This window comes from Ensifer sp. ENS07 (assembly GCF_014852185.1).
Taxonomy (GTDB): Bacteria; Pseudomonadota; Alphaproteobacteria; order Rhizobiales; family Rhizobiaceae; genus Ensifer; species Ensifer adhaerens.
Window position 1 is genome coordinate 1 of record NZ_JACVBE010000022.1, and the last position, 23,275, is coordinate 23,275.

At 60.0% G+C, this 23,275-nt stretch carries 22 protein-coding genes and 7 pseudogenes; 18 read left to right on the forward strand and 11 right to left on the reverse strand.

The window, feature by feature from the left end:
* Window positions 1–362: 362 nt before the first annotated feature.
* The 4 genes from IB277_RS35815 to IB277_RS35830 all read right to left on the reverse strand — a co-directional run bounded on the left by IB277_RS35815 (window position 363) and on the right by IB277_RS35830 (window position 4,683).
* Window positions 363–662 (reverse strand): patatin-like phospholipase family protein, encoded by a 300-nt coding sequence (locus IB277_RS35815; protein WP_112597219.1) that lies wholly within the window; start codon window positions 660–662, stop codon window positions 363–365.
* A gap of 303 nt (window positions 663–965) precedes the next feature.
* Window positions 966–2,198: an MFS transporter gene (locus tag IB277_RS35820; RefSeq protein ID WP_060581912.1), complete on the reverse strand. Its 1,233-nt coding sequence runs from the start codon at window positions 2,196–2,198 to the stop codon at window positions 966–968.
* Window positions 2,195–3,169, reverse strand: a complete 975-nt coding sequence (locus IB277_RS35825; protein WP_060520149.1) for a zinc-binding alcohol dehydrogenase family protein — start codon at window positions 3,167–3,169, stop codon at window positions 2,195–2,197. The genes IB277_RS35820 and IB277_RS35825 overlap by 4 nt, the downstream gene beginning before the upstream one ends.
* Window positions 3,166–4,683 (reverse strand): FAD-dependent oxidoreductase, encoded by a 1,518-nt coding sequence (locus tag IB277_RS35830; RefSeq protein ID WP_060581913.1) that lies wholly within the window; start codon window positions 4,681–4,683, stop codon window positions 3,166–3,168. The genes IB277_RS35825 and IB277_RS35830 overlap by 4 nt, the downstream gene beginning before the upstream one ends.
* A 46-nt stretch (window positions 4,684–4,729) precedes the next feature.
* Here IB277_RS35830 and IB277_RS35835 point away from each other — a divergent pair, with 46 nt between their 5' ends.
* The 7 genes from IB277_RS35835 (at window position 4,730) to IB277_RS35865 (ending at window position 10,463) form a co-directional block, all read left to right on the forward strand.
* A complete protein-coding gene (locus IB277_RS35835) occupies window positions 4,730–5,209 on the forward strand; it encodes a MarR family winged helix-turn-helix transcriptional regulator (RefSeq protein WP_029742527.1) in 480 nt (159 codons plus the stop codon).
* 547 nt (window positions 5,210–5,756) lie between these two features.
* Window positions 5,757–6,020 carry a hypothetical protein gene (locus IB277_RS35840; protein ID WP_246812900.1) on the forward strand — a complete coding sequence of 88 codons (264 nt, stop codon included), beginning with the start codon at window positions 5,757–5,759 and terminating at the stop codon, window positions 6,018–6,020.
* 193 nt (window positions 6,021–6,213) lie between these two features.
* Window positions 6,214–6,981, forward strand: coding sequence for an SDR family NAD(P)-dependent oxidoreductase (locus IB277_RS35845; RefSeq protein ID WP_060581915.1), 768 nt, complete (start codon window positions 6,214–6,216; stop codon window positions 6,979–6,981).
* A 250-nt stretch (window positions 6,982–7,231) separates the two neighbouring features.
* Entirely contained in the window at window positions 7,232–8,716 is a 1,485-nt protein-coding gene (locus IB277_RS35850; protein WP_060582018.1) for a PAS domain-containing sensor histidine kinase, read from the forward strand.
* Window positions 8,712–9,323, forward strand: a complete 612-nt coding sequence (gene fixJ, locus IB277_RS35855; RefSeq protein WP_029742523.1) for a response regulator FixJ — start codon at window positions 8,712–8,714, stop codon at window positions 9,321–9,323. The genes IB277_RS35850 and fixJ overlap by 5 nt, the downstream gene beginning before the upstream one ends.
* An 88-nt stretch (window positions 9,324–9,411) precedes the next feature.
* On the forward strand, window positions 9,412–9,750 hold the full coding sequence (locus tag IB277_RS35860) for a hypothetical protein (protein ID WP_029742522.1): 339 nt from the start codon (window positions 9,412–9,414) through the stop codon (window positions 9,748–9,750).
* A 68-nt stretch (window positions 9,751–9,818) separates the two neighbouring features.
* Window positions 9,819–10,463 (forward strand): helix-turn-helix domain-containing protein, encoded by a 645-nt coding sequence (locus IB277_RS35865; RefSeq protein WP_060581916.1) that lies wholly within the window; start codon window positions 9,819–9,821, stop codon window positions 10,461–10,463.
* Window positions 10,464–10,751: 288 nt separating this feature from the next.
* Here IB277_RS35865 and IB277_RS35870 read toward each other — a convergent pair whose 3' ends face one another.
* Complete coding sequence (locus IB277_RS35870; RefSeq protein WP_060581917.1) at window positions 10,752–10,982, reverse strand: hypothetical protein; 231 nt, start codon at window positions 10,980–10,982, stop codon at window positions 10,752–10,754.
* Between the two features lie 115 nt (window positions 10,983–11,097).
* Window positions 11,098–11,801, reverse strand: a pseudogene (locus IB277_RS35875) (IS6 family transposase).
* A gap of 54 nt (window positions 11,802–11,855) precedes the next feature.
* On the opposite strand from IB277_RS35875, the pseudogene IB277_RS35880 reads away from it, so the two are divergent.
* The 9 genes and pseudogenes from IB277_RS35880 to IB277_RS35920 all read left to right on the forward strand — a co-directional run.
* Window positions 11,856–12,442, forward strand: a pseudogene (locus IB277_RS35880) (transposase); the annotation flags it as partial.
* 27 nt (window positions 12,443–12,469) lie between these two features.
* Window positions 12,470–12,757, forward strand: a pseudogene (locus tag IB277_RS35885) (phosphoketolase); the annotation flags it as partial.
* A pseudogene (locus tag IB277_RS39075) lies at window positions 12,720–13,094 on the forward strand (ABC transporter ATP-binding protein); the annotation flags it as partial. The pseudogenes IB277_RS35885 and IB277_RS39075, both read left to right, overlap by 38 nt.
* A 141-nt stretch (window positions 13,095–13,235) precedes the next feature.
* Complete coding sequence (locus IB277_RS35895; protein WP_060581920.1) at window positions 13,236–13,553, forward strand: PepSY domain-containing protein; 318 nt, start codon at window positions 13,236–13,238, stop codon at window positions 13,551–13,553.
* Between the two features lie 320 nt (window positions 13,554–13,873).
* Entirely contained in the window at window positions 13,874–14,530 is a 657-nt protein-coding gene (locus tag IB277_RS35900; RefSeq protein ID WP_112975517.1) for a VIT family protein, read from the forward strand.
* Window positions 14,531–14,532: 2 nt separating this feature from the next.
* A pseudogene (locus IB277_RS39080) lies at window positions 14,533–16,508 on the forward strand (heavy metal translocating P-type ATPase).
* Window positions 16,509–16,575: 67 nt separating this feature from the next.
* Window positions 16,576–16,779 (forward strand): annotated as a pseudogene (locus tag IB277_RS35910) (MBL fold metallo-hydrolase); the annotation flags it as partial.
* An 86-nt stretch (window positions 16,780–16,865) separates the two neighbouring features.
* Entirely contained in the window at window positions 16,866–17,267 is a 402-nt protein-coding gene (locus tag IB277_RS35915) for a hypothetical protein (protein WP_060581922.1), read from the forward strand.
* A 35-nt stretch (window positions 17,268–17,302) separates the two neighbouring features.
* Window positions 17,303–17,542, forward strand: a complete 240-nt coding sequence (locus tag IB277_RS35920; RefSeq protein ID WP_023513018.1) for a YdcH family protein — start codon at window positions 17,303–17,305, stop codon at window positions 17,540–17,542.
* A 109-nt stretch (window positions 17,543–17,651) separates the two neighbouring features.
* Here the strand turns inward: IB277_RS35920 and IB277_RS38500 are convergent, their stop codons facing one another.
* From IB277_RS38500 to IB277_RS35940, 5 genes and pseudogenes are all read right to left on the reverse strand, one after another.
* Window positions 17,652–17,828: a PduL/EutD family phosphate acyltransferase gene (locus tag IB277_RS38500; RefSeq protein ID WP_246812644.1), complete on the reverse strand. Its 177-nt coding sequence runs from the start codon at window positions 17,826–17,828 to the stop codon at window positions 17,652–17,654.
* Window positions 17,829–17,853: 25 nt separating this feature from the next.
* Window positions 17,854–18,513, reverse strand: a pseudogene (locus tag IB277_RS38505) (PduL/EutD family phosphate acyltransferase); the annotation flags it as partial.
* 99 nt (window positions 18,514–18,612) lie between these two features.
* A complete protein-coding gene (locus tag IB277_RS35930; RefSeq protein WP_192373072.1) occupies window positions 18,613–19,878 on the reverse strand; it encodes an MgtC/SapB family protein in 1,266 nt (421 codons plus the stop codon).
* 44 nt (window positions 19,879–19,922) lie between these two features.
* On the reverse strand, window positions 19,923–21,251 hold the full coding sequence (locus IB277_RS35935; RefSeq protein WP_192373074.1) for an ATP-binding protein: 1,329 nt from the start codon (window positions 21,249–21,251) through the stop codon (window positions 19,923–19,925).
* Complete coding sequence (locus IB277_RS35940) at window positions 21,248–21,907, reverse strand: response regulator transcription factor (RefSeq protein ID WP_060581926.1); 660 nt, start codon at window positions 21,905–21,907, stop codon at window positions 21,248–21,250. The genes IB277_RS35935 and IB277_RS35940 overlap by 4 nt, the downstream gene beginning before the upstream one ends.
* A 53-nt stretch (window positions 21,908–21,960) precedes the next feature.
* Between IB277_RS35940 and IB277_RS35945 the strand changes: the two genes are divergently transcribed.
* Window positions 21,961–22,449 carry a PepSY domain-containing protein gene (locus tag IB277_RS35945; protein WP_246812645.1) on the forward strand — a complete coding sequence of 163 codons (489 nt, stop codon included), beginning with the start codon at window positions 21,961–21,963 and terminating at the stop codon, window positions 22,447–22,449.
* A 54-nt stretch (window positions 22,450–22,503) separates the two neighbouring features.
* Window positions 22,504–23,019, forward strand: coding sequence for a cytochrome b (locus tag IB277_RS35950; protein WP_060581928.1), 516 nt, complete (start codon window positions 22,504–22,506; stop codon window positions 23,017–23,019).
* Window positions 23,020–23,275: the final 256 nt, after the last annotated feature.

Consider the following 23,275-nt stretch of genomic DNA (forward strand, 5'->3'; position numbering starts at 1 on the left):
CAACGGTCAAGCCGAAGGGCAGATCAACCGCCTCAAGATGCTGAAGCGAGCAATGTACGGTCGCGCCGGCCCACAACTGATGAGGGCGAGAATGCTGCCACTGAATCACAGAAATTGAGGATGAACCTTTAATCGTGAGACACCGCATGCAATAATTTCAACAAGATAGCGCGGCACTTAAATTGAGATTGGGCATTTAATTTGAGATTCTGGCTTCGATGTTGGCACTTAACGTGAGATTGGCCGCCGAGGAAAACATGGCTGCCTGCGGCCAAGCTTCATCAGAAAATGCCAAATATCACAAACGGTATGGCCGGGCCGCAAGGCGTCAAGTGCCAAAACTCGCACGGAAAAATCTCAAATTAAGTGCGATCACCTGCCGGAACGGGCGCATTCTTACGGTTAAATGCCAAACGACAGGGAGAGAACACACCAACGCCTTTCCATTCGATATCAAGGATACCTCTCGTTTTGTCCGACAGATAGAGGCGCCTGAGCTGCTCGTCATACTCAGGTCCAAGGAACGCAAGAGGCGCAATCAAGGCTCCGGTGCTCACGCCCGTCATTACTGCGAAATTTGGACGGGTTCCAAGTTCGCTCCATGCGGACAGGATTCCAACTGCAAAGGCTCCCCCGGAACCGCCGCCTGAGATGGCAAGCATAGTAGGCCTTCCATTCACGACGACCGGCCTCCAGGGGTCATGTTCTAAAGCCGTTGGCCGCGGATCATCAACGTGAGCCCTGATGTTCTCAAATCGCCTCGGACGAACTATACATCGGACGTTCCGGTGTCGTGCATCCGCTTAAAACCGTTAAGAGGATCGACACGCTGACGAGTGCGGCGTGAAAGGGCATTCTATAATTCTCTCGAATTGAGAGCTTCATCCAGTCACTCCGTCGGAGAGGGCAGCCACCGTTTGCCGGCGGCGCGGAGGAAGGATCTTCTGAGGCAGATCAAGCTCAGCCTACGACTTCGGTGTTTCCGGATCTGTTGCGGGAAGTTTTACAGCCGCCAACATGGCGCCTATGGCCGCCACACCCATCGCCAGACCGATCCACACGCCGTAGAGTTTTTGACCGAGAATCAGACCGCCGATCAGAGGCGATGCAATGTCCGTGAACGCTCCGAGCGATTGGGCGGAACCCATGACGACCCCTTGACGGTTTCCCGGCACATGAACGGACAAGGCCGCAAGATATGTTGGCTTGGCCATGGCATCGCCTGTGCTCACGCAAAGGACCGCCAATGCCAGAAAAGGCACCGTGGTCGCCAGGCCGGCCACCAAAAATCCTGTGCAGACCAGGCCGAACATCAAAAGGATCAGGTGGCGTTCGGAGAGCCCCCGGCTGAGCCAACCCAATACAACGAGCTGGACCAAGATGTTGATCACTCCGTCAGCCGCGACGATGATGCTGAGGTGCTGGGGGCCGAAAGGCTCCCCATTCCAGATGAACGTCTCCGCGAGGAAGACTGGCATTTGCGAGCTATAGATGCCGTAGGCAAGAAAATGGCATAACATCACAAGAACCAGGATGCGAACGACCGGCGAGGAAAAGATGGCACGAAACGAGATTTTCTCGCGTTGATATCTTGTGGTCTGAGGAGATGCTCCTTGATCTCGCTTGAGCGCAAACACTGTCAGCCCAACAGCGCCGATCGAGAGGAAAAGGGCTGCAAAGATTGGCATTGTCAGCGAAGTGTTAGAGAGAAACCCTGACAAGCCGGCGCCGCTAATACCGCCCAAACCTACGCCACCGGTCAGGATACTAAGGGCCTGCCTCCGATCCTCAGGTGTCGTGTGGTCAGCGACGTAACCTGCGGCGGCGGAGAAATTGCCGCCTGTCAGTCCAAAGAGAGCGCGCGCTACAATTACGACGAACACATTTGGCGCAATCGCGAGGAGAAGAAGACTCGCGGCTGCCATAAGTTGGCTCGCAAGCAGAATGCGTTTCCTCCCGAACCTGTCTGACAGCTGACCGAGGGTGGGTGCGGCAACAAACTGGATGAATGCTTCCGTCGCAAGGACAAGGCCGAAGATGAACGGGCCTGCCCCCAAGTCCCGCAGGTAGAACGGCAAGACAGGCAGGACCGACGCCATTCCAGCAGCATAGATGCAAACGATCAGAAAGAGTGGCGCCAAGGTTTGCCAGTTCCGGCGCATCTTGGAAGCGGTTTTCGGATACATGGTGTCGCTCATCCCCACGTCGCCCCCTGAGTAAGGTCGAAAACAGTACGCGATGTACTGTCGTCCTTAGGCCATGCCTTGTCGAAATCCGCGAACGGGACCTTTCTAAAATTGATGTCCAGATTGCCGGGGATCGTGGCACGCAGCACCTCGCCGGTGATTTCAACGAGCCTTTGCACGGATACGCTGCCAATTCCGCAGCCCATCAACTCGAGCGCTGACGCTCTTAACAAAGCACCCGGCAAAGAGATCTCAGAACTAGCGGCGGACCCCACCTGCACAAAACGCACCGGCGGCCGGTCGCGGCCAGCCTTTGCAGCGGCGGTCAAAAGGCACACCGCGCTCTTTCCCCAGAGATAGTCGATAACGATATCGATGCCTTGTTCAAATTCGTCCACCAATCGGCGTTCGAGGGCTTCCGGTTCTGCCGCGAGCTGGATGGTCGTGACGGCGCCACTCTGCTTGAGTTCGCCAAGCGCAATCGGATTTCTACCGGTTGCCACAATCTTGCCGGCGCCAAGCCATTTCGCGATCCGCACTGCAAGGCGTCCGGCTGTTCCGGTCGCTCCGTTGATCAATACCGTTTCACCCGGCTGCAAACGGGCCCGTTCTGTCAGCGCCGCCCAAGATGAAGCTCCCGGATTGGCAACGGCAGCGGCAGTAAAATCGTCGAGGTCGTCTGGAAGGGGAACACAAAAGCGAGGTGCTGCGACCACGTACTCAGCCATGCTTCCAAACGGCGGTCGGGGAAGACCAAAGTAGACACGACGCCCGTCATCGAGCTTGCCAACGCCGTCGATTCCGACGACGAAGGGAAACACCTCGTTCGCGCTGTAGTGGGCACCCGAAACACGCGCCTTGGCGACATGGCTGATCGCGGCTGCGGTGACTTTGATCCAGTTCTCTCCAAAGAGAGGGGCAGGCGGGGAGACTTCACCCAAAACGGGTTCCCTTCCCATCGCCGCGACGATTGCCGCCTTCATCGGCGTTCCTCCTGCAAAGAGGTGAGGTTCACTCCAGCCAAATAGCTTTCTATGTCCTCGTCTCGTTCGGCATCGAAGACGGCGCCAACGTATCCGTCCGGACGGACCAGGACGCACTCTCCCGGCATCAGTGAGTAGGCGTCCTTGAAATGCTGCCACGCGTCGAAAAACTCGCCATCGGAGCCGATCCGGTGAACGTGCAATCCCGCACGTGACTTGACCGTCTGCTTTGGGAACTCGTATGCCAGCAAGGTCCAATGAGGTCCCTTCAGCAGATCGAAGACGCGGGTGATCTGTCCTCCGGCTCCGCGAAGGGGTGCATCTGGAGCACGCGTGCCGGCAGGAACAGAAGGCTGCGTTGCCGTGCAATTCAGCGACAGTCCGGAAACCGGATAGTCGATATCGAGCTGACGGACGTCCCTGCCGCGTCGCATCTCTCCTTGCTTCTGGGCGTCAAGCAGGCGGCTTGCCAGGCCGAGCATGGTGGCTGCGACCGGTCTCCTCTCTGCCTCGTAGCTGTCCAGCAAGCGAACTGGCGCGCCGCGCAACACGGCAGAAAGTTTCCAGCCCAGATTGTAGGCGTCCTGCACACTGGTGTTCAGGCCCTGGCCACCAGTCGGCGGATGGACATGGGCAGCATCGCCGACCAGGAATGCGCGGCCGCTCCGATAACTGTCAGCCAGGCGAGCGTTCATTTCGTAGTCTGAGGCCCAGTAGACAGCGCGCACGACGACGTCGCTTTGACCTGTGCGCTCTGAGACAAACTTCGTCAGCCCTGCGGGAGTGAGATCCACGTGCGCTTCTTGCGCGACAGGTCCCTGGATCTGGAACAGATCTGTGCCGGCAAGCGGACCGATCCAAATCTGCAAACTCATGTCGCCGCCCCTGGCGAAGCGGTGAGCGACCTCACGGGAAAGCCCGGAAAGCTCGACGTCGGCAACGACAGCACGCGCATCAAGCGTGCTCCCGGGAAAACCGATCCCAAGAGATCGTCGCACGAAGCTCTTGCCGCCGTCAGCGCCGATCAGCCAGCGTGCCCGAATGATTTCTTCGCGCTCATTATGCGCAACAAAGGCAGTAACTCCGTCCTCATCTTGCTCGAACCCCTTCAACTCCAGACCGAATTCAACCCGGCCACCAAGTTCGGCCAGGCGCGAGCGTAGAATCTGTTCGGTTATGAACTGAGGAACCATGAGCGCCAAATGGTAGGGCTCCGCCGGCGTTGGCTGAATGATCTCGCCCATGTCAGCATCGCTGTAGCTTCCATCGTCCCGATAGGTCCGTTGGCGTGGATAAAGTCCGCCTGCTGCCACAGCCTTGTCGAGAATGCCGAGGTCTTCGAATATTTCCTGGGTTCTGGGCTGTATTCCCTTGCCGCGCGACCCGTGAAATGGCGCGTTCAGCCGATCGATCAATCGGAAGGAAACCCCGCGCCGCGCAAATTCAATGGCGAGCGTCAGGCCAGCCGCACCCGCTCCGCAGATGAGTACATCTGCAGCGAAATCATTTGTCATCTCTGCCTCCATATGTGTATTATGCACATAAATGGAGATGGGACCGATGTCAACAAACAATGTGCAAAATACACGCACCTCCGCGATGATGCGCGATCTTCACGGTGCCTTGATCGAGATCGTCAGCGCGATGAACCGCCCCCAGCGCGACGACGAACTCGTGCGTGAAGCAGGGATTACGCTGGATCGCGCGCTGTTTCGCCTCCTGATAGCCATCGAGCGTTTCGGGCCGATCGGCGTTGTTGAGCTGGCTGAGCGCATAGGGTTGGATTACACGACGGTTAGTCGGCAAGTCGGTAAGCTCGATAGCCTGGGTCTCGTCGCTCGCAAGGGAAGCGTTGCCGACCGACGAATTCGAGAAGCGGACATAACGAAGGAGGGAAAGCATATGACCGACAAACTCGATGCAGCGCGCGAGCGGATGTGCCGAGCGATCTTCGCTACATGGGAGGAGAAGGATGTTGAAGATCTGGTGCGGCTGATGTCCCGATTTGCCGAAGCGTTCAGACACGATAAGAAGACATGAAGGTCAAGGATCGCTAATCTATCGGAATTCTTCACCACTCATCACGACTTGTGGAAACGCTACCCAACGTCCAACGGTTAGGCAAACACGCAACGCGACAACGGCGAGCGCGAGAAGCAGGATGCCGACAGTGATGCTCGCGATGCGATGATTTAAAGTACCTTGCCGAGCATGAAGGGCGCCTGCGTTTTCCCGGCTGAGTCCTTTCCTTCGGTTGCGTAAGGAACATCGTGCGCAGGCATCCGGCAACCTTTAGAAATTCGTGCTTTCTGCATTGGTTTAGCTTTTCGCCAACGCGGAAGAAGGTGCGGAAGAAGGTAAGGTGTGGAAATCCACACTCCCGCCACTGGACGAAGGCCTAGTCAGGATGGCGAAAACACCTGCGAAACCCGCAGTGGGCTATCTCCGGTAGGCAATTCAGTTGTTATTGAGAGCGCGCTAAAATGACATCAAACACGTAACCTCGCCTTGCTCGGAAAGATCAATCTCGCGGAGGCGCGGAACCCGATGCCCTCGCCTTCGTTTGTCGTTCAGCAAGCGAGGCTGCATGACCGACAGCAAGCGTATCATGAATGTCCATGAGATCCCGAGTTTTGTCGCCGAGGTGTTTGCGGCGGGTTGCGACATCAACGCCGTGGGCAACGACATGTATGTGCTTGGCGACGTCGACGAGCAGCAAGAAGCCAAAGAGGAATTGAGACGGATCGCCCAACGGTACGGCAACCGCGCATCCCTCAAGTCTGAGATTATCACTTACCTTCGGTCGATTGGACGGTTCGTGGATGTGACCTGGCCCAAAACTCTCCACTAGCGCCGGGACTGGACCCGCAACATCCGCGACCGCGTGTTCACCCGTTTGCATGATTGCCCGACACCACGGCGCGGAATAATTTCTGTGGCCGCAAAGCTGCGCGACGAGGGTCGAGTTAATCACGACAGAGGCTACGGCTTCATAGCGCCGGTCGCAATATGGTGGGACTTCCGCGCGGTCCGGGGAGCGATAAATGGGAACCTATCTGATAACCGGAGCAACCGGTGGCATCGGTGAAGCAATCTGCCGACGAATGGCCCCGCATCATTCTTTGATGCTGGTGGCGCGCAATCAGGCCAAACTCGATGCCTTAGCTGGGGATCTTGGTGGAACGCACCGGGCATGGGCGACCGACATAGGTGAGGATCGCGCCATCGATGCTTTCGCAGCGAGAATGGAAAGCGAGCATGTCAATCTGGATGGGGTGGTACTCATGCCACCGCAACCGCATGCTGATGACGATCCAATGCCCGCCCCTGACGTCTGGCGACACTTGTTTCAGGTAAGCTTCATCGGCCCGCTGGGGTTGCTGAAAGCCGCGATCGCACGCATGAACCCGGACCCCGCCCGGGGCCGGCGAGCCAAGATCGTCATCATCTCCGGCATCTCGTCAGCGCAAGTCCTGGGCCACTACGCAACGGCCAACGTCATCAGAACCGCTTGGATCGGCGAAGCCAAAACGCTCGCCTTCGCGCTTGGAAGCCGAGGTATTCACGTCAACACCCTGTCCCTCGGCGGTACACTTTCGCCGTGGTACCGAGACAAACTCGAAACGAAGGCGCAGAAGAACGGCATTTCCTTTGAGGCGCAGCTCGCCATCGAGACGGACAATGTTCCACTCCGCAAATATGGCGAGCCAGCCGAGGTTGCGATCGTGGTCGAGGGATTGCTTTCGCAGTTTTCGGATCACATGACAGGCTTGAACATCCTGCACGATGGCGGTTTTACTCGCGCCTATTAAGGGCGTGGCGCCGCCGACCTTGACACCCTGGCCGACCGGCACTTGAGTCACGAAAGCGCAAGACTGGTTCCCCAACCCGACCGTCATCAGGTCCATCATCCGGACTGAAACAACATTCCAATCGCCGTTTCGGCAAGGCAGAGGTTCGGCTTTCCATGTGACAGCAGCATTGTCTGGATGATAAACGTCAGTTCGAGTGCAACTGGGAATCGCGGAAGAAGACATAATGCTCACTGGTCGGGCCGGCTTCATGCGCACCATTTCGGATTGCGTGCTCCACAGAAATTCGTCACCCGTCAAAGCGTACGGATTTGCCGCCACCGCGGTCTTGATTGCCTTTGTCCTTCGCTATTTCCTAATGGGTGTTCTAGATGATCGGGCAATCTACATTCTTTTCGTGCCCCCCGTCCTCCTTGCAGCCGCAATCGGGGGCATCGGTCCCGGGATCCTTGCTGTCATCGCTTCCATCGGTTCGGCAGCCTATCTTCGGTCACTTACTCCTGGCGGGGTACAGATACCGGAATTGGTCGTGTTCACCACCGTGGGGGTCGCAATTTCCTTCTTGGGAGAAATGCTCCGACGCGCTCAACATGAGTTAACAACCGCTGACGAAGCCTTGCGTACTAGAGAGGCGCATCTCCGGTCGATCCTGGACACTGTTCTCGACGCCACCATCGTCAGCGAGCAGGACGGCACGATCGTATCGTTCAACGCTGCGGCCATCAGACAGTTTGGCTACCGCGAAGATGAGGTGATCGGCCAAAATCTGCGGATGCTGATGCCGCAACCCTATCGCAAGGAACACGACGGCTATCTCGAGCGGTACCTCTCGACCGGTGAAAAACGTATTATCGGAACCGATCGTGTGGTCGTCGGTCAACGAAAGGACGGGTCGACCTTTCCCATGAAACTTGCCGTCGGGGAGATGAGATCCGGTGGTCGAAGGTTTTTCACAGGTTTTATACGCGACCTGACTGAGCGCGAAGAATCGGCCGCTCGTCTGCAAGAGGTTCAGACGGAGTTGGCTCGCCTCGCCCGTCTCAACGAAATGGGCGAAATGGCCTCGACGCTCGCCCACGAATTGAACCAGCCACTCTCCGCTATAGCCAATTATGTCCACGGTTGCGGGCGGCTGCTTCAGCAAGCCGAAAGTCCGCGCGACATCCAGATACGGGATGCGCTGAAGGAAGCCGGCGAACAGAGCCTGCGTGCGGGACAAATCATCAAACACTTGCGGGAATTCGTCACCAAGGGAGAGACGGATAAGTCTCCCCACAACCTGCGGCAACTGGTCGAAGAAGCCGGCGCGCTTGCTTTGGTCGGGTCGCGTGAGAAAGGCGTGCGAACGGTCTTCGATTTCGAATCAGGCGCAGACCAGGTCCTGGTCGACCGAATCCAGATACAGCAGGTGCTGACAAACCTTATGCGCAACGCCGTAGAGGCGATGAAAAATACGCCCAAGAAGGAACTTTTGGTCACCATTCGGCGCTTGGGCACTACAGAGGTCATGATTGCGGTCGAAGACTCCGGCGCTGGCATACCTGAGGAAATTGCCGCCAACTTGTTTAAGCCGTTCACAACGACCAAGGCTGGTGGCATGGGCATTGGGTTGTCGATCTCCAAGCGCATCGTCGAGGCGCATGGTGGCGATCTAACCGTCTTCAGCGGGAGTTTGGGCGGCGCGCGCTTCAGCTTTACCTTGCCGCAATACAACGAGGAAGAAAATGCCGATTGACGATTTCACCGTGCATATTGTCGATGACGAAGAGGCGGTCAGGAAATCGCTCGCATTTTTGTTGACGATGAACGGACTGGGTGTTCGAGTGCACGAGTCCGCCACTGCGTTCCTCTCCGTTGCTCCAAATCTGCGGCAAGCCGTGCTCATTACCGACATGCGCATGCCGGACCTTAGCGGATTGGACCTCATTCGCCGACTGGTCGCCCTCAAGACAACCATCCCGTCGATCATGATAACTGGCCATGGGGATGTGCCGATGGCGGTCGAAGCGATGAAAGCGGGAGCCGTAGACTTCATTGAAAAGCCCTTTGACGACCACACCATTGTTGAAGCGATCCGACGCGCCTCTGAGCGTTTGAGCGATGCATCGTCGCCAATCGAGAGTGCTGAAGACATTCGGGCGCGCATCAGCACCCTCAGCGACCGCGAGCGTCAGGTTCTAACCGCGGTCGTTGCTGGACAACCGAACAAGGCGATCGCCTTTACGCTCGACATCAGCCCGCGCACCGTTGAAGTTCACCGGGCGAACGTCATGGCGAAGATGCAGGCCCGCAGTCTCCCGGAACTTGTCAGAATGTCTCTCGCAGCGGAAACCGCAGACTAATCGCGCCATCATCTTGATCTGGGACAAAGCCTGGACTTTCAGTCTGTGCGAAGTTTGAGGAATTATCGCTCGAACCCACGGAACTGCAGTGTCCAGCCCGCCACCTGTCGTCACCATTGCGAAAGACGAAGCCTTGCTCCGCTCATTGGTCTTCGCAATGCAGGCGCATGGATACCAGGTCGAGCAGTTCCAGTCATGGCTTGCAGCAAAAGAGCGAAGCTCTGCGGCCGAGATCCTCGTGCTTGACGGATCTCTTCCGGTGACGGACATCGAAGCATGCTTGGCGCTGGCGGCCGGCAAGAGAGTCCTGTTGCTTGCAGATGAAGACATCGACCGGGCGAGGCCTCAGAACATTCTTGTCCTTCACAAACCTCTTTCCGGCCCCGATGTCATCGCGGCCTTGGCCGCACTACGTAGTAATGCGTAGTGGAACGAACGAATTTCGCACGCGGCCATGCTTCGTCATGATCTGACCATCAACAAAGGGTCGGTCCCATGCACGCTTCTACCGCTTCCATCGCCTCCTCCTTCGGCTTTAATGCCGCTGCCAGCCTTGTTGGTCGGTCGTTTGCTCGGCCGCGCCCGGTCGCATTCTACGACGCAGAAACCGAAATCTATGCCCAAGGCGAACTGGCGGGTGCGCTCTATCGGATCGAGTACGGCGCGGTTCGGATTTTCCGTCTCCTCGCCGACGGACGCCGGCAGGTCGTGGCGTTTCACGTTGCCGGAGAAACCTTCGGCTTCGAAGCGAGGGCCATGCGTAGCTTCTTTGCTGAAAGCATCGTGCCCACGGGTTTGACCACCGTCGCCATCGAAGAAACAGGCCATGGTACTCCCGAATTGATGGCGCTGGCGCTGGAGAGCATGGTGCGGGCGCAGGAACATCTTCTGGTCGTCGGAAAACAGAACGCGCTTGAAAAAGTGGCCGTCTTCCTCGTTGACCTTTTCGAACGTCAAGGCGCAAACGGCACGATCGACCTGCCAATGACCCGAACAGATATCGGCGACTATCTCGGTATGACAATCGAAACGGTTTCACGGAGCTTTTCGAAGCTGCGCGCTATGGGAATCATCCGGCTCGAGAGCACGCGTTGCGTAAAAGTCTTGAACCTCACGGCGCTCCGTCGCATGGGCGAATAGACAAGATGACGCATCGCCGCGACGATGGGCCCCGATTGGGTAGCAAGCCTAGCAAGGTCGTGACGCCCGCATTATCCTTGGACCTCGCTGCCGCATAAGAGCCGCGGCGCTGGTTGCCGTCGCCGTCCAATCCGACGATTCTCTGCACAGGATGGACGGCTTAGATGGCTACACCCGCCACCTCACGAGGCTGGAAGATGAGGGATTCGTCTGTTAGCCCTTTACGGGCTCGTCCGGTTCCTCGGTTTCTCTCTCGACGAAGTTGTCGCTTACACAAACGACCGCTCATCAGCGACGATACGACTTACCCTTTCTCAGCGCGAGCATCGTCATCACGTCCGCCTGCAAATCCAGGCAGATCTGACGATACTCATCTATCAAGTGCTCACGCCTCGTCATCTCTCGCTCGAGCTTGTCGAGTGTCGTCGATGCCAATGCGTAGGCCTCGAAAAGCTCACAGATGCGTTCGTCCATCGCGCCCCGCAACTGCTCGCGATGGCGTGGCGCGACGTCCGGCAAACATCATTGCTTATTACGTGCGGAAGGGAAGTACGTAACAGTTAAGACTTGCGATGGCATCTGCCGGTAATGTCACGTTGTTTGACTGAAGCCTGATGAAACACTTTCCATCGAGTCAGGCGGCGATGCCGGTTATGGCCTTCCACTGGGCCATTGCCCGCATCCGGTGAATTTGGGTGCACAGGGCAGAACGCTTCTGTGATTGCGGGACGAAAAGATTTCTGACCGCCGAAAACACTGATCTGAATCGCTGCAAGCCGCCCGCGGATCGGAAACCCTGCATCACCCGCTCTCGTTTTCGCAGCGGCAGGTGTGAATTTTCCGCCCGATTGTTCAGGCCCTCGTGCGATCGGTGTTCGACGCTCGGCATCGCCTCCCCTTGGCCGCTCCATACGAGCGCAGTTTGTCGGTGATGATCCGCTCCGGCGTGAGGCATTGCTTCTTCAGCAGCCTCACCAGCAATCGCTTGGCCGCCTTCGTATCACGACGAGCCTGAACGATTTCGTCGAGAACGTACCCGTCTTGGTCGACCGCTCGCCATAGCCAATGCTTTCGACCCGCGATGGAGATGACCACTTCGTCCAGATGTCAGACATCTTTTCGTGACGGCTTCTTTCTGCGCAGTTGTTTGGCATAGGCCGGCCCGAACTTGCGGCCCCATCGCCGGATCGTTTCATAGGACACGATAATGCCACGCTCCAGCAGCATTTCCTCGACCAGCCGCAGGCTCAACGGGAACCGGAAATACAGCCACACCGCGCGGGCGATGATCTGCGGCGGGAAACGGTGGTTCTTGTAGCTGACGATCGATGAATTCATCACCGACCGATAGCCATCAACCGTTAAGCCGCAAATAACGTGACATCACCGCTTCATGACATCAAGAGCCGCGGATACACCGGCAGCTTTTCCAATCTTGAACGCCTCCTGGCGACCTGGCGCAGCGTCGAGAGGCCGGAAGTGGATAATGGTGATGCGGCGCCGGCTCGGATTGGGCTCGCCGCCAGAACACTTGACAATGCGCCTGTGCGTGATCCGCAAAGCGGTCATTTGATCGCACCGGTTGTCACCGCTACTCTTTGCATCAAGCCGCGCGGCGCGCTTACCATCCAATCAAGCACGGAAAGTGGATGCCCTCAAACACGGATCACAGACGTTTGCTGTTTGCGCAGCTTCTCCATGCGATTTCGCGGAATATTTCATGGCCGGACTTCGGCGAAACTCGAAGAATGGATCGATGATGCCATTCATTCTGGCCTCATTCTCCCGGCCCGTTTTGCCCGGGTTCCTCGCGGCGATATAGACGCCGTCTGTAACGCCATCTCCTGGAGCAATGGTCAGGCGGGGGTCAGATTAACCGACTGAAGACGATCAAGTGCGCAATGTATGGCCGAGCGGGTTCAGAACTTCTAAGAGCGCGAATGATGCCAATCAAATCGGCCGATCTCCACACAAAGTGAGGCAGACCCCAGTTAAATGCCAAACGACATCCGTTGCTCCGCGAGCCTTTGAAGGCGGAGCATGTGAAGCCGCGCCTTATCGGCCACTGGGGTACGACGCCGAGCCTCAACTTCATCTATGCCCATCTCAACCGCATCATCCGGATGCGCGATGCCGATGTCCTCTATATCGGCGGCCCCGGCCACGGCGGGCCGGGCATTGTGGCCAATACCTATCTGGAAGGTACCTATTCGCAGGTCTATCCCGAGATCGGCGAGGACGAGGCGGGGCTGAAGGCGCTGTTCCGGCAGTTCTCCTTCCCCGGTTGTCGACCCGAGCGGTGGACGCATGACTCTCGGCGACGAGCTGATCTATGACGATTGATGGAAGATCCGCGATCTGCGCGCGTTGAGGCGCGACAAAATCGGCTTTGTCTTCCAGGCGCCTTACCTCATTCCCTTTTTGGACGTGACCGACAATGTCGCCCTGCTTCCCATGCTTGCCGGCCGTGATCCGGATCCACAACGACATGGCTATCAAATTCGGAACGGCGATCATCGTCGTCACGCACGACGAAAAGATCATCCCCACCCTCAGGCGCATCTACCACATCCGCGACGGTTCACCCACGAAGAAGCAGGCGAAGGGCGCGGCTTCGACACAGGCCCGTGAGAACGATTATCTTGCCGCTGCAACTGTGGCGGTGTTTGCTGACCGGAAGCTGACGACAATTCCTGCCGATCGTCAGTAGCCCGTCAGTCCCTCTGTGCATGATTTCCTCCATCAACAACACACAGCCCAGGAGAATAAATCATGAGAAAGACATTGGCAGTGCTTGCACTGCTCGCGGCGCTTCCGGCAACGTCCGCGTTTGCTGGAGAAGTGTGCGACGTTCCGCCTCAGAAGAGGCAATCCTTCGAAGCGCTCGGGAAGCTTGCGGGCGACTTCGGATGGACCATCGACAAGATGAAGATCGACGATGGCTGCTACGAACTTCGTGTCACTGACACCAGCGGAAACGTCCTCAAGGTGAAGATCGATCCCGCAACGCTCGAGGTCGTCGATGGCAGCGTCAAGCGCTTCGGCGATGGCAGCACCATCGGTACGTCGCCGGAGACGGAATTGGACTAGCGATGGTTGCGTTGCGAGTGGGCTTGGCCTCGAAGCTGTCTATCTGTGGGTGACACCGGGCCGCCCGGCGGGCGAGCGATCTTGGTCTTGATCGCAGACCTGCCGGGATCTGGTGATCGCTCAATGGCCGTAGACCGCGTAGTTGGCGAGTGAGGTTCCAAAGGCCGGATGTATCTTGAAACGATCCTTTAATTAGAATAATTCTAAACTGAATATCTCGCTGCGTTTTCCATCACGGAATGAGGTTGCGTCGATGCAGCATCATCCCGCTGCACAGACATCACTGCCCGGAGCACCAATGATGCGCGCCCTTCACAAGCATAGGCTGGCTTCGGGCGGCTGGACTGGGCGCCAATGACGGGTTGATCTCGACGTCGAGCCTGATCGTCGGTGTCGCGACGGCGACCAACGCCTCACATGAGATCCTTGTTGCCGGCGTGGCCGGTCTGGTGGCCGGGGCGATGTCGATGGCCGCGGGCGAATATGTGTCCGTCAGCTCGCAGGCCGATACCGAGGAGGCCGACATGGCGCGGGAGCGTCACGAACTGGGGACGCAGCCGGAGGCCGAACTGGCCGAGCTAGCCGCGATCTACGAGCAGCGCGGCGTGGCCCCGGATCTGGCCCGGCAGGTCGCCGAACAGATGATGGCGAAGGATGCCTTCGAAGCCCATGGGCGGGACGAACTCGGATTGGCGAGCCATGTGATGGCAAGACCGGTTCAAGCCGCGCTGACCTCGGCGGTCACGTTTGCGGCGGGCGCCGCTTTGCCGTTGATCGTCGCCCTGCTTGCGCCGGCCGGAACGGCTGCATGGACCGTATCCCTTGCTTGCCTCATCGGTCTTGCCATCCTCGGCGCAATCGGGGCACGGGCGGGCGGCGCCAGCATCTCGAAACCGACCATCCGGGTGGTGTTCTGGGGCGCCGTCGCGATGGCCTCGACCGCATTGATCGGCTCCCTGATCGGCCGGGCGGTGTGACGATGAAACGCGTGTCGTTCGATTTCCAGACCGTCATGTCGGCAATTGCGGTCCTCGGGATGATGCTGGCCGTCATCGGGACCTGGCCGGCGGCGGAAGGGCTTTCCATTCTAAGGTCGCCCGGTCTGGCGATGGTCTATTTAGCCGGCGGGCTTCCCGCCACCTGGAGCGCCCTGACGGCGTTGTGGCGCGATCATATCCTCGACATCGATCTGCTGATGGTCGTCGCGGCCGTGGCGGCGGCGATCGTCGGGGCGCCGTTCGAAGGCGCGGTGCTGCTGACGCTCTTCAGCGTGTCGACCACGCTCGAACATCAGGCTTTGGGACGCGCACGCCGGGCTGTTGAGGCGCTCATGGCGCTCCGGCCGGAGACGGCTTTCCGCAAAAGGGAGGATGGCACCGTCGTGGAGGTTCCCGCTGCGGAGCTTGCCGTCGGCGATGTGGTGGTGCTGCGTCCGGGCGGACGCGTGCCGACAGACGGTGTGATCCTGTATGGCCACGGCGGGATCGACGAGGCCAATATCACCGGTGAGTCGATGCCGGTCTCCAAGGAACCGGCGACCAGGTCTTCGAGGCGACCGTCAATCTTGACGGGGTCCTTGACGTGACCGTCACCAGGACGGTCGGCGACAGCACGATCGCGCGCATGATCCAGCTCGTCACCGAGGCGCAGGAAGCGAAGGCGCCATCCGAGCGCTTCAGCGCGTGGTTCGGCCAGCGTTATACCGTCGGTGTCCTGCTGGGCTCCGCTCTGGCCCTTGCGGTCTTCTATTGGCTTGGCCGCGACTGGGAGCAGCCCCTCTACAAGGCCGCGACCCTGCTGGTCGCCGCCAGTCCCTGCGCGATCGTGATATCGGTCCCGGCAGCGATCCTGTCGGCGCTCTCCGCCGCGGCGCGAGGCGGCGTGCTGTTCAAGGGGGGCGGTGCGCTTGAAACGCTCGCCGCTGTCGATACCTTCGCCTTTGACAAGACCGGGACCCTACCAATGGACGTGCGGAGGTCACGCGCATTGTCGCCCTGGATGGTGAGGATCGCCGTTTCCTTTCGCTCTTTGCCGGGCTGGAAGCGCATTCCGAGCATCATATCGCTGCCGCCATCCGTCGTGAGGCTCTGGTTCATGGCGTTGAGCCGGCAGCGGTCGTGGACGTGACCTCCCATCCGAGCGCCGGTATCGTCGGCTACGATACCTTCGGCCCGATATGGGCCGGCAATGCCCACCTCGTCGGAGAGATGGGTGCCTCGGTGGATCATGTCGCGTTCCGGGAACTCGCCGACAGCGCTCAAACCGTGGTCTATCTCGGGCGCGGTGCGACCGTTCTGGGGGCGGTCAGTGTTGCGGACGAAGCAAGAGCCAGCTCAGCCCCGGCGCTGGCCGCGCTTCGCGCCGGTGGTATCAACCGCATCGTCATGATGACCGGCGACCGCAGGCCGGTGGCCTTGCGCATCGGTGCGGAACTTGGCCTTGCGCCCGACGAGTTCATGCCGAGATGCTGCCGCAGGACAAGGTGCTCCAGGTCGGCGACCTCGCGCGTGGTGGCAAGGTCGCTTTCGTTGGCGATGGCGTCAACGATGCCGCCGCATTGGCTCGTGCCGATGTCGGCATCGCGATGGGAGCGGCGGGGTCGGACGTCGCACTGCAGGCCGCCGACGTCGCCCTGTTGTCGGAAGACATGAAGAAGCTGGCCGATGCGCACCGGCTGGCACGGCGGACGGCGTCATCATCCGACAGAATCTCGTCGTCGCGATCGGCGCGATGCTGCTGCTCGTGACCGGCGGCCTGTTCTTCGACCTGCCGCTTCCGCTCGCGGTGATCGGACACGAAGGCGGTACCGTTCTGGTCGTGCTGAATGGTCTACGCCTCCTGTCGGACGGAATCCGCACCGGCGACGGGAACTTCCACCGTTCTCGTCAATCTGAGCTCCAGGATCGAGCAGGCAGCACGTCCGGATCGCGGGCGACCTCGCCCACCACACCATGATCGGCCCCAGTGCTGATAGGTCGGCAGCCAGACCTTCCCTGTCCTAAAAAACCGCAAAGGTACACAAATGCTGACTTTGACATGGCTCGGCGCGGCCGGAACCGTAACCGGGTCGAAACATCTCCTTACACACGACGGTCACCGCATCCTTATCGACGGACTGTTCGAGGGACCCAAGAACCTGCGCGAGCTGAACTGGGAGAAGCTTCCGGTTCATCCGGGGGCGATCGACGCGGTCATCCTGACGCATGCTCATCTCGACCATTCCGGATAGTCGCCGGCATCGGATAACACATGCCTCGTCTCACTTGCGCCAGATCAAGAAAGGTCCTTTGCCAATGGCGTATCAGGGGGAAAATGAAGGATCGGATTGTGGTCAAGGCAGAAGAACTACCCTCAAGTTTCCGCCACGTGCGGTTGGTTCTCACTCGCGGCAAAGATCATCCGGAGGGAGATCGGGCAGTAGGCTATGATCTTCTGGTTCCGCTCAACCACGAAGGGTTCCTTGATCCGCTCGAATGGAAGAAATCTCGCGACGCCTGTCGCGTCCGATATTTCCGGGACGGTAAGACGGCCCGCATCGGGCTGTTGCGGCGCAAGCCCGGCGGGCAGTGGTATTTCGATTACGAGCCGGGTGATCGGGACGACGAGATCGGTTTCCGCCTGGGCGAGGAATGCTTCCGACTTGGCGAATACATCTCGGTCGGGCGGGAAGGCGCGTTTGTCACCTATCAGGTCGCGCGCGTCGAAAAGCCCTGACGCCGGGGCGAAATTGCAGAAAAGGAGAAAGAACCTTGTCGAATACACCTCACACTCTTGGCGACGAATTCCCGGACCAGATGGACGCCATTCATGCCCTGAAGGCGAAAAGCCCCGAGTTTGCGCATGTTTTGACGGAATATGACGCGGTGAACGACAAGATTCATCGGTCCGAGACACGTCTCGACGCCATTTCTGAAGCAGCCGAGGCCGATCTGCGCCGCCAGCGGCTGATGCTAAAAGACAAGATCGTGGCATCGCTCCGCAACGCGTGACGGGACAGCGAGGCCGCGTTTTGCTGCCCCGCTTGCATTACCCGGTTTCGGGGAGATCAGTGACACCACTTTCCCCGAAACCATCGCCTACAGCCGACCAGACCGACCATCAAGGCCCGAGTGTGGCTGCATGCCCGGCCGCAATCTCCCCCTCACCGAAGGCGGCGATACCGGCAGCGTTTGCCTCGTCGGTTTCGATGTGCATTTCGGTGAATGCCTTCTCGCCGACGAGTGCCAGAACTTGCGTAAAGGTCAGTCCGCGGGCGCCGTGCACCGACGCGCACATCGATCAATTCCCGGTCCGCGAGGCCAAGCCTGGCCGCGTCCTGCGGGGTGGCATGGATGTGGCGCGCCGCCACGATCAGCCCGTCACTCAAGAGCTTGCCGGCCGGGCCGATCAATGTCACAGAAGGTGTACCGTCAAGCGGGCCGCTTTCGCGCAACGGCACGTCGATGCCGAGCACGAAGCTGTCGGTACGTGAGACCTCCACTTGCCGACGCTCCCACAACGGTCCGAGAATAGCAACCCGCTCCAGTCTTTCTTTCGGACCTTCCAGTGTTACCCGCTCTTGCGCTGCCCAATGCCCCGGTTGGCGGAGCGGCTTTGTCCGCCTCAAGGTAGTCCTTGCCGAACAAAGTTTCGACGGCTGCGGCCGAAAATGGACGTGACGACCGGAAACGGCCACCGGGATCGTTTCAGTGGCCGGCGCTTTACGGGCAAGCGCATGCGCCGTCTCGCGAGCGATCATCAATTGCTCTGCCGTTTCCGTCACGATGACACGAACACGCGAGCCGTAGGACTGAGTTTGCGGAGCGGCATGGTCGGATAGATCCGGCGCGTCATTGCGGTCGAAGTCGAGTTGCACCCCCATGAACGCAAGGCCGTCGCAGATGCGCCTTCGCATCGAGGCGATATCGAATACACCGAATTTGAGACTGGAGCTGCCGGCGTTCAAGACGAGAATTTTCATTCAGTTTCCCTGATCGTTGAAAAGTGTTCCGTGGTCTGCGGGGTGATGCGCCGAAGTGCGTTCAGGCCCTGGCAAAGTTGTTGGTTGCTGGGCCTCAGTTCACAGACGGCCAATATACAGAGACGCTGCCGTGCCGGTCGCAAGGCCGAGCACACTAAGGGCGCCGACGCGCCCGCCGATCCTTGAGCCTCCGACCCATGCCGCCATCACGGCTTTGACAAGTGTATTCATGGCCACGGCGATCAGGATCGCATCCGCCGCAAGACCGGGCTCGATCGAATGCGACGCCAGGCGGGCCATGGAGATCGAAATCGCATCCACATCGGCGATCCCCGAAGCGGCGGCTGTCACCAGGACGCCCGCATTCCCGAATGACTGCTGAAGCAGATGCGACACCACCATGACCATGGTGATGAGCGTCCCCATTTTCAGGGCGGGCGCCAATTCCAGGGGGTTGGTGATCGTAAGTTCCGGCTGTTCGGAGGAGCCGCGACTCTGCAACAGCAGGAGCCCGGCGCCGATGGCGAGCACGCCACCGCCGATGAGGAACGGCCATTTGAGGTGCGGAAGCAAGCTTTGGTTCAAGGCCGTCGCCACGACTGCGACGCGGATGATCATGGTCAAGCCGGAAAGAAGCACGCCGCAGGAAAGCAGCGTGCTGGACTCGGGGTGTCGGCGGGCAAGCCTTGCCAGCGTCAAGGTCGTCGCTGTCGAAGAGGCGAGCCCGCCCGCAATCGCCGTCATCAGGACCCCAAGCCGGTCCCCGAACACGCGGACAGCGACGTAGCCGGCGAAGGAGACTGCGGCAATCAGGATGGTCAGCAACCAGATCTCATATGGATTCACGGTGCCCCAGGGATCGACCGGCCTGTTCGGCAGGATCGGCAGCATGAGAAAGGTCATTGCCAGAAGCGTCAGGCCCGACCGGATCTCATTCCAGCTCAGCGATGCGACCCAACGATGCAACGGCTCGCGCAGGGCAAGCAGCACAGCCGTGGCAACAGCCCCCGCGATGCCGGCTGCAAGGTCGCCGACGACGGCAAGCGTTCCCAGCAGGAACGTGGCTATGCCGGCGACGACGGATGTCGCGCTGTAATTTCGTTCGGCCCGCGCTTCGAGCCAGTGATAGGAGGTGAATGCCGCGGTGAATCCCAGGAAGACAAGACCGATCACGAGGCCTGAGTCGAACTGCCGGGCCAGGGCGCCGGTAATGCCGCCGGTGAGACCGGTCAGCGCGAACGTTCGTAGACCTGCCGCTCGCTGATGGTCTTCCTCGTTGCGGGTACGCCATCCATGCCCCAGGCCGATCAGCAGACCGATCGAAAGCGATATCGCAAGGCGGCTGAGCAGGGCGTCAGTGTCCATAGTCTCCCGAGTTGCCTTTCAGCATCTGGCGTCGATGTCGATGATCATTTGTCTATGAAGAACCTTGCCTCAAACCCGTCAATTCTGCCGCTCGCGGGGGATTGGAGTTCTATCCGCCCATTTGTTCCGGCAGCGATGGTCCGGGCGATGGCGAGCCCGAGGCCGGCCCCTCGCACCAGAGCCTGACCGCGCTCGAAGGGCTCGCTCAGCCGCGCAAGCACTGCGGAAGGCACGACCGGGCCGGCGTTCGTGACGCGCAGACAGCCGTCTGCCGACAAGGTGACGGCGACTGGCTCGTCCCGCACGCCATGCTTGAGGGCGTTTTCGATCAGGTTCCGGGCCAGGATGGCGAAGGCGTCGGCGTCGATGCTTGCGAACACCGGCGCGTCTGGCAGTGCCAAGTCGATGCGCCCTGCCGTCTCGGCCTGCCCGTCGAATTCGCTCACAACCATCCGCAGGATGGCGCCGATCGCGACCGGCGCCTCGGCGAGAAGGCGTCCGCCCTCGGCTCTCGCCAGTTGCATGAGTTTCTCGGTGAGGCGGGAAAGGCGCCGCAAGGCGATCTGCATATCCTCGGCGCGCTCACGCGTGGCGTCGTCCGGCGCTTGCGCGATCATGCGCTGCGCCTGCGCCAGTGCCGCAGCCACCGGTGTCCGCAGTTCATGGGCCGATTTGGCCGCGAGACTGCGCTCGGCCTGCAAGGTACGCGTCAATCGGTCCAGGAGGTGGTTGACCGCTTTGGCGACGGGGCCGATCTCCGAAGGCAGGTCCTCCGCGTCGATGGGTGTCAGATCACCGCTGCCGCGCGCTTCGATCTGCGAGCGGAAGGTCCGAACCGGGGTCATGGACAGCCGGACAATGACCCAGATGCCTATCAAGCCGAGCGGGACAATGACGGCGAGCGGCAGGCTCAGCCCGAGCAACAATCGTCCGGCGGTCGTCCGGCGATGCGACAGGGGCTCAGCGATGGTGATGGTCAGGTTCTGCTGGAGGGTCGCGTCGGAGTAGAGGCGGTGCGTCGGCGTCGTGGCAAAGCCCATCCCGGAAAACGGCGGGAATGCAGCGAGGTCGGCGCTGTGCGATCGCAGCAGAACCTTGCCCGCCGCATCGCGCACGACGTAGGTGAAATACTCGTCGTGCTGTCGGAGCGTGGCAACGCGCTGTTCGGTGTCGTCGGTATCGCGGCCGATGATCTCGATCGCCGCAAGCGGCAGGATGCGTTGCGCCGTCTCTTCGAGGGCGCTGTCGAACACCTTGTCCATTTCATGGCGCAGCATCTGCGTGGTCACGACCGCGGCAAGTGCCCACAACACCGTCAGCCCCAGCCCCAGCCATAGCGACAGCCGCCATTGCAGGCTTCTGGGCCGCATCATCTTGCCGTTCCAAGACGATACCCGATGCCCCGCACCGTATCGATCGCGCCGTGGCCGAGCTTCTTTCGCAGTCTGCTGACGTGAACCTCGATCGTATTGCTCTCGACCTCTGCGCCGAACGCATAGAGCCGGTCTTCGAGCTGCGCCTTGGTCATCGCGATGCCGGGCCGCTGCAGAAATGCTTCGAACAGCGCCCATTCGCGACCGGTAAGCTCGACAGGGCGCGCGCCGTGCATCACGGTCCGGGCGGCGAGATCGACGCGCAGATCGCCGATCTCGATGAGAGGATTCGGGTTGCCGCTGTATCGCCGCGCCACGGCATTCAGCCGCGAAGAGAGTTCCGACAGATCGAACGGCTTGATCATGTAGTCATCGGCGCCGGCATCGAGGCCCGCGATGCGGTCGGAGATCTGGTCGAGCGCCGTCAGGATGATGACCGGCGTCACGCTGCCCTCGGCTCGAAGCTTTTTGAGAAAGACGATGCCCAATCCGTCCGGGAGCATCAGGTCGAGCAGGATGAGATCGTATGCCGCGCTTTGGAGATGTTCGCGCGCCGCATCGAGCCGTGTCACCCAGTCCACCGAGTGGAGGGTCGCGACCTGCTCGCGCACGGCCTTTCCGAGGATTGCATCATCTTCGATCAGTAGAACTCTCATCCCAAGGTCACCCCGACTCGCCATCCTCCTACCTAGCGTCCGATGCTGTCGGTTTGTTGAAGACCGGCCCAACGCCGCTTCAGGCGTTCGTCAGGAAAGCGTGCCATGGTTCCCCCGAAAGCGCGTTGATCAGGAACAATGAAACGATGAAACATTTGCTGGCCGCGATTCTCGTTCTGGCGTTCTCCGGTCCCGGTATCGCTAAGGCTGACGACGACGATTGCCATGTCTCGATGGATCGATGGAAGCCGCGGGAAGCGGTCGAGACAATGGCCGCCGGTCAAGGCTGGGCCGTTGCCAGGATCAAGATCGACGACGGCTGTTACGAAATCCGGGGAACAGACCGGAACGGCCTGGCTTTCAAGGCCAAGGTCGATCCGGAAACCCTCGAAATCGTCAAGTTCCGGCACAGGGATCGCGATGACGACCGTCACGGATCGAGGCGTCAGCGGCCGCCAGCCTCGGAGAACGACGCCGTAGGTGGGACATCCTCCAACACCCTGCTCGGGGCGACCGTGCGGCCCAAAACCACCATCAAGTAGCAGTCCCATCTCGCTGTCGCTCAAGCACTGCGACCGTCGCAAGGAGATTCCGCCATGCCTCATGATCCGGCCCGTTATTCCAGAAGCATGATCGTCATCCACTGGCTGACGGCCCTGCTGATCCTCGGGGCCTGGCTGACCTCGACGGGAGGCCGTCATATGGCCGAAAACCCGCCCTTGCTGCATTTCTCGTTCGGGTTGGCCGTGCTCGTCCTGGTGCTTCCGCGCTTGATCCTGCGCCTTGTGGGCGGAAACCCGGACGCGCCCCAGTCCAATGGCCGTCTCGCCCTTGCCGCCAAAGCCGGACATGCGCTGCTGTATCTCTTCCTGATTGCCCTGCCGTTGAGCGGTTGGTGCGCTGCCTCGCGCCTCGGTGTTCCCGTTTCCTTCTTCGGCTTCCAGCTTCCGGCGATCACCGAGCGGGTGCAGGGCGCACCGGGCCTGATCGCGGACATTCATGAGAATGCCGGCACGATCATCCTCTACCTCGCCGGACTGCATGCCGCGATGGCGGTCTGGCACCAGTACGTCCTGCGCGACGGGACGCTGCAGCGGATGTCCCCACGCTGACGCAGTGGCAGAAACACGCGCCCGAACGGAGCGTGGCTGGCTGCCGTCTTGTTCAGTCCCCGGAGCTTTCGCGGCTGGCCTGCCGACAGGCCGGCCGCTCCTGCATCTGCGGACCTGACCGTTTCCGATGCTTCCTGACGAAGTGCTGACGGAAAATCCCGATGACCGTCAGGCAGCCCTCAGGCGTCTTCGCCACAGTGACGAGGACGGGTCGGCGCTCTGTGACGACCCGGACACCGTTTCCTCGCAAAAGGCA